A 6,114-nucleotide genomic window follows, 5' to 3' on the forward strand; every position below is an offset into this window, starting at 1 on the left:
ACGTGTGGGATTGATCACCTCGAGCGCTTCATCAACGGAAGCATTCTCGTGAATGACTTTGAGGAATGCCTTGACCATGCCCGGTGGATTGGCATGTGTCCAGATGTGCGGCCCGATAGCGATGCCGACAGCGCCGGCTTCTAATCCAGCTTTCACCCGCTCCAGCGGCTCGCGCTCGGTCGCATCTGGCCTGATGTGCCCGCCTAGCAGCACAATCGGGCAGTAACAATTCTGGGTGACTTCTCTGAAGCTTTGCACGTCGCCGGTGTAGGGCGCTTTGATCAGATCGGCGCCCAATTCAGCGGCAATCCGTGCAGCCAGCCGAATGTTAGTTGGCGTATGCAACTCTGGGTGTTCAAATCCACCGGGCAACACTTCAACCAACAACGGCACCTTCCATCGCGCGCAGTCAGCAGCAACCGTGGCGACATTGCGTGCCGTGACATCTTCGTAGCGAAAGCCGGGGAAGAACATCACGGCTACGCCGTCAGCGCCTAATGCCAATGCCTGTTCCACAGAATAAAGCAGATCAAATCGGCCCGGCCCGCCCGGAATCTCCGTCGGTCCGCCATCGAGCCGCACAAGCACGCCGGACGATTGAAAACTTTCGGGAAAAGCTTGGAGCATGCCGAACGTTGTCAAAAACGCATCGGCTCCGGCATGCGCCATCGCGGCAATGACACTGGTCGGATCAGCAATTGCCGGGAACACATTCGTGTAAAGCGATTGGTCCATGGTGACGATGAGCGAGCGGCCATCCTCGCCGAGGATCCGTCGCAGCCGACGTTTGCCAAAGAGCCCTGTTGACACAATAGCGCCTCCAGTCTGTCTGTGAGAGCGGCACAGAGGCTACAGACAAGTCACTTACAGCAGCCCGTCACTTGCTGCGCCTCTGTGCGCTGCCGGTGAGAGTTGAAATCGTTATCAGAAGGAATACCGCAACGAGAACTGAATCTGTCGCGGCGTGGTCGCTTCTGTAATCACGCCAAAGTTGGGCGTGCCAAAAATCAAACCTGGATTACGGAAATTGGGATGGTTGAACAGATTAAAGAAGTCGGCGCGAAAATGAATCGAATGCCGTTCGGCAAATCGAAAAGCTTTTTCCAACGACAGGTCAATGTTTTCAAACTCTGGCCCGTCCACGATGTTGCGACCGGCGTTGCCCAGGATCGTGTAGCTCATGTTGGGTCCATCAACGAACCGGAGAGGGAGAATGAAGCAACTGGTGTTAAACCATCGCTCAGGCCGACGACCGCCGGGCACTTTGTTGGGATTACAGATCAGATCAGGTCGTTGGATGGTTGAGCCTTTGTTGGTGCCGGCATCGGCTTCACTGACGGACGAGCGACCGGAGAGCGGCACACCCGATTGCAACGTGAGGATACCACTCATTTGCCATCCACCGATGAACCAACTGGCCGGCCCTTGTTGCACCCAACGCCGCCCTTTGCCAAACGGCAACTCCCAGATGCCACTCAACACGAAGCGATGGCGCGTGTCGAAGTCTGAGCGACCTCGATCCAGGTCCAGGTTGAAATTGTCCATCGCTTGCGTCGGATTGCTTCTGGTTTCATTCAGTGAGGAAGCCGTATCGAGCGACTTGGAAAACGTATAGCCAGCGGTGAATGCTAGCCCCTGGCTAAATCGCTTCTCCAGCCGGGCAATCATCCCGTGGTAGTCTGAATCACCATCACCGGTGCGATAAAAAGCTGAGCCTCCCGGTTTGAGTCGTTGTCCGCGTCGGCCGCTTGGGCCGGTGCAGTTGATCACTCGCGGATTGGTCGGACTCGGCGTTCCCACACACGGCACATTCGGTACACCCTGATTAAACTCGGCGCGACGCAACAGCTTGATCGCTCGTGAGCCGGAATACGCGACCGAGAAAACCAGATTCGCCGACAGCTCATGTTGAATATCAAGCGAGTATTGATAGATGTCCGCATTTCTGATCTCAGGGTTGTAGGTCACCGGGAAAGCGCCGAAATTTCCGGTGGTGAAGGCCGTCTCATAAGTGAGCGGCTGGAAGCCGGGCACCCCAAACCGCGCTAGGTCCAGTCCAAACAAGTGAAACGTGATCGGCGGCACTTGAATGTCTGAGGTCACACCCAGGTTGATGATGCCGACATACGTGCCCACACCGGCACGCAACACCGTCTTGCCGGACCCAAACAGGTCCCAGGCGAGACCAAAGCGCGGTTGGATGTTGCTATAGTCGGGCTTCAATAACGACAGTGGTAAGCCAGCCTCTTGGTTGGTGACGAAGGTCAAGTTCGGTACAACCCTTCGAATCAGCGGATTGGCAAGCAGCTCCGGCTTGATCCGTCCGCCGGGCGCAGAGACAATCACGCGATTGCCGTTGGCCGGGTCCAAAATGGCTGCCTCGCCATCTTGATCAGTAGGCCCTGTATAGAACTCTTCACGCACACCGAAGTTCAATGTCAGCCGCCGATTCACACGAAACTCGTCGTTGAAATAGAATCCCCAGTAGTTGAGTCGCATGTTATCGGCGCCGCGACCCGCTGTGTAAAACGACAACCAGGGCCGTCCCAAGAGGAAATCGGCAAACGCCATGCCGCTGTTAAAATCAAACTGGAAGAGACTGCCTGTTGCGGCCGTCGGCGTATCGCCCTGGAAGGAGAAAGTCCCATTGGAGAAGATTTCGACCGTATTGCGGTTCTTGATGTAGCGATAATCCACGCCGTATTTGATGGTGTGACGGCCGCGTGTCCACACCATGTTGTCAACAAACTGAAAGATGTCACTGTTGCGCAAGTTGGGCACGAACACGTCGGAGTCGCCCAGATCAGCAAATCCAGCACCGATAGCGAACGATGGCATTGCCGTATTGGAGCTGCCCGGCGTGCGATTGGGTAAAAACTGATTGAGAAATCCCGAATCCTTATTGACGTGCTCACGCTGCCCACGAAACCGGTTGTAGCCAAAGCGAAATTCATTGACGACGGCCGGCGAGACCACTGAGGTTAAGCCGATGGCCAGGTTTTGACCTGCATCATTCCGATTCGTCCCGAATCCCGATGGTGGCGGCGGATTCGACTCAAACAAATTACCGACGAAGTCATCGAGAATTTCCGAATCCAGAAAACTGTACCGGCCAAACAACGAATGGTTTGTCGTCATCTGGTGGTCAATACGAATGTTGAACTGATCGGCCGTAGTCGGCTCTCGACCGACGTTCAGATGGTTGAAGCCGGGCTGCGTTGTCCCAAAATTAGGCAGCGGCATGCGATCCAGCACAGCGCGCGCCAGCGGGTGAATGCGATTGGCCGGAATGATGTTATTGGGAAACCGAACGCAGGCAAACGGGCATGTCGCCGGATCATAGATCGTGCGGTAGGGCTGGCCGGTGAGCGGGTTAATCCCGGAAAAGTCTCCACGCCGTTCGCTGGCCGTCGGCAAGCGGGTCACGTTGGTCGGTGAAAAGACCTCGCGCAACCCTTCGTAGTGACCGAAGAAAAAGGCGCGATCCTTGACAATCGGCCCATGCAGCGCAAAGCCAAACTGATTGCGCTTAAACGGCGGAATGTCGCGCTTGGGATCGTCGAAAAAGTTCTTGGCGTCGAGCTTGTCGTTGCGCAAGTACTCGTAGACGGTCCCATGGAATTCATTGGTGCCGGACTTCGTGGTGATGGTCACCTGCCCGCCGCCGAACAAACCGGCTTCGGCAGAATAACTGTTTTGCAGCACCTTGAATTCCTGAATCGCATCGGGCGCCGGATTGATGTTCACCACGAGAATAGACGGCTCTTGAATCGTCACGCCATCCAGCGAGAACACATTGCGATCATCGCGCTGACCGTTAGAAGAAAAACCTAACCGCCCCCCGGCGGTATTCCACTGCTCGGTCGTGCCACCTTGAGGCGCGACGGTCGCGCCGGCAACAATCAACGCCAACTGAATGAAGTTGCGCCCATTCAGCGGCAACTGCTCGACACGACGATTGTCAATCACATCGCCCAACGTCGCCGAGCGTGATTCAACCAGCGGCGCTTGTGCTGTGACTGTCTCTTGCTCGACAACGCCGGAGACGCTCAGTTCAATGTCAACGCGGGCGATTTGATCAATCTCCAGCACGATGCCTGTCAGGACCTTTCGTGCGAAACCCGGCGCTTCCGTGGTAATCCGGTAGCGGCCGACCGGAAGCAGCCGAAATGTGTAAAATCCTGCGCTGTTGGTTGTGGTCTTCCGCTGGAGGCCAGTGGCTTCATTCTCCAGCGTCACAGCGGCGCCAACAACCACGGCGTTTTGAGGATCGGTCACCACGCCCTCGATATTCGCCACGAACTCTTGTGCAGCAGCTCGGTAGGCGGCCACCGAGCCGAGACATGGCAGCCCGAACAACAGGAGGGCAAGACAACCGACAACGAATGGAGCGGTGCTTCTTCTTTGCAACATGACAACCTCCTTCAGGTGTGAGTGATTTTTCAGAATGGTGGGAAATATCGGCATGAAGACGGCGGCAGCTCGGTTAGTAACACACTGTGTCAGGATGTCAGGATGAAAAGTGCGGCATGACGTAGCGCGCGAACAATTCCAATGTCCTGATCACCTTATGATGTGATAGGCCGCCGAAATTGACCAGCAGCTTGAAATAGGTCATCCCTAACTCGTGTTTCAATGCGCGAACGCGAGTGAGGCATACTTCGGGATCACCAAACGCCTGTGCTTCGTCAGCAAACAGTTGATCGAACGTCAAACTTTCCAGCCGGCTTCTGTGTTGCCGGTAGTGCTTGTAATCTTCAGCCTGACTAGCTTCGCCGCCGGCGGCGACGGCCTCCGTCAGCGTGCGAATATAGCGCATGATGCACGGCTCGACATCAGCTTTGGCCTGCTCGTTGGTCTCGGCCAACAGACCGATGCTGGTGACAGAGACCTCGAACTCATCGGGGTTTCGACCACTCTCTTGCAACGCGCGCCGGTATGTCTGCAAGTTCGCTTTCGTCCCAGCGATGCCAGCCAGATAGGGCACCGTCATGATGTGGTAACCGCGCTTGCCAATGTACTCAAATGAAGCGGGCGTCAGTTGCGCCGCCGCCCACATCGGCGGACGCGGTTTCTGTTTCGGCTTGGGCAAAACAGGTAGATCACGAACGCGGAAAAACCGACCCTCAAAATTTACCGCCTCCTGCGTCCACGCCTGCTCGATCACTTCAAGCCCTTCGCTGAATCGCCCGCTGCTTTCATCCATCGAGACGTTCAGGTTGTCATACTCATATCGCAGGAACGCGCGTCCGGCGCCGAATTCTAGTCGTCCGTCCGAGAGGTTATCCACCATGGCATAATCTTCGGCCAAACGAATCGGGTTGTGCAGCGGAACCAAAACAACACCCGTCCCCAAACGAATTCGTTTCGTTCGTTGCGCCACCGCCGCTAGAAATACCGACGGCGATGGGAAAATGCCACCATAGTTGGTGAAGTGATGCTCTGTGATCCAGACGCTATCAAATCCTAACTGCTCGGCATAGACAATCTGTGCCAGCATCTCTTCATACAGGCGGTCTGCCGAGCCATGAATCTCCGGGTGATAATCTGTCAGATAAAGCAGGCCAAATTTCATCATCGTCTCCTTCGAGAATGTGACACAGGCGTTCCCGCCTGTGTTTTCATCGTTTCTGGGCGTCGTCCGGACGACATAAACAACTCCTCTGAAAATGACATTTGAGCGATTCCTCGGAAACACCACTGATGAACACAGATGGACAATACCAATTGCGGGTTGAAGAATTGGGTCCTATCCGCACAGACGCATTCTACGCGGGGGCCCACAGCGAGGCCCCCATACAGGCCTCCCTGCCTGCCTGCTTTCCTGGCAAAAACGCGAGCCCAGAGCCACCCTGTACGGACGGCTCGCCGTGGCCGCCCGACTCCTCTGCTAATAACCATTTTCATGGTTCGTGGCGAGCGCGGCGCTCATGAGCGATTGCTGACTTTATCTTGGAGTGCGCCGGCAGAGCCAAGCGGCGACGGCGCTTTCCGTCCCAACACTCCGCACCAGGCCAAAGCGGCGTCGCGCCCTGCGGGCTTGCCGCCGCACTCCAAAACGCATGCTCCTCTGAAAAGCCCCGGGAGCGCACGCCTCTAGCGTGCCCGCCTGAG

At 56.2% G+C, this 6,114-nt stretch carries 3 protein-coding genes; all 3 read right to left on the bottom strand.

Features of this window, described 5'->3' with window-relative positions; all coding sequences use genetic code 11:
* Positions 1 to 810, bottom strand: an 810-nt coding sequence (locus tag NZ823_11960) for a hypothetical protein (protein MCS6805836.1), incomplete at its 3' end; no start/stop codon positions are given.
* A 114-nt stretch (positions 811 to 924) separates the two neighbouring features.
* Complete coding sequence (locus NZ823_11965; GenBank protein MCS6805837.1) at positions 925 to 4,413, bottom strand: TonB-dependent receptor; 3,489 nt, start codon at positions 4,411 to 4,413, stop codon at positions 925 to 927.
* 97 nt (positions 4,414 to 4,510) lie between these two features.
* The gene (locus tag NZ823_11970) at positions 4,511 to 5,578 is read right to left on the bottom strand and encodes an LLM class flavin-dependent oxidoreductase (protein MCS6805838.1); all 1,068 of its coding nucleotides are present in this window, start codon (positions 5,576 to 5,578) and stop codon (positions 4,511 to 4,513) included.
* Between the last annotated feature and the right edge of the window lie 536 nt (positions 5,579 to 6,114).

The sequence above is a fragment of the Blastocatellia bacterium genome, assembly GCA_025054955.1.
Taxonomy (GTDB): domain Bacteria; phylum Acidobacteriota; class Blastocatellia; order HR10; family J050; genus JANWZE01.